This window comes from Chryseobacterium sp. CG10_8 (genome assembly GCF_058117085.1).
This window is the reverse complement of the sequence record NZ_JBYVEB010000290.1, coordinates 1-511: the sequence shown is the minus strand read 5'-3', so window position 1 is coordinate 511 and position 511 is coordinate 1. Positions and strand designations below refer to the sequence as shown.

Below are 511 nucleotides of genomic sequence, written 5' to 3'. Positions count from 1 at the left end.
AATTAAATCTGTTAGCTTTCAGTTATTCCAAAACAATTCTGGCGGTACAGGTCTTAACGCTATTGTATCACCAATAGTCGATTATGCTTGTGACACCGATAGCGATGGTACTCCTGATTATCAAGATTTAGACAGTGATAACGATGGTTGTGTAGATGCGATTGAGGGAGATGAAGATGTAACCACAGCTGAGTTGGTAACAGCAAGTGGAACGGTAACCGTAGGAACAGGCTCTAGTGCGACTAACCAAAACTTAGGTACAACAGTAGATACCACTGGAGTACCAACAATCGTGAACTCAGGAGGAGCTGCAGATGTTGGAGCAGACCAAGGACAAGGTGTAGGAAGTTCAATCAATGCAGCGGTAAAGGTTTGTTTTTGTTACAATAGTCCAAGTACAACTGCAGGTGTAGATACCAAACATGGTATTACCTTGTTAAAAAGGGCAGGAGGGCACAGAACAGCAGATGTAATTAGTTCCACAGACTGGCCTATAGTTAGGAAATCTGCC

General features: G+C 42.9%; 1 pseudogene. It reads left to right on the top strand.

The features are described 5' to 3' along the window. Positions 1-511, top strand: a pseudogene (locus tag AC4AGG_RS16795) (hypothetical protein); the annotation flags it as partial.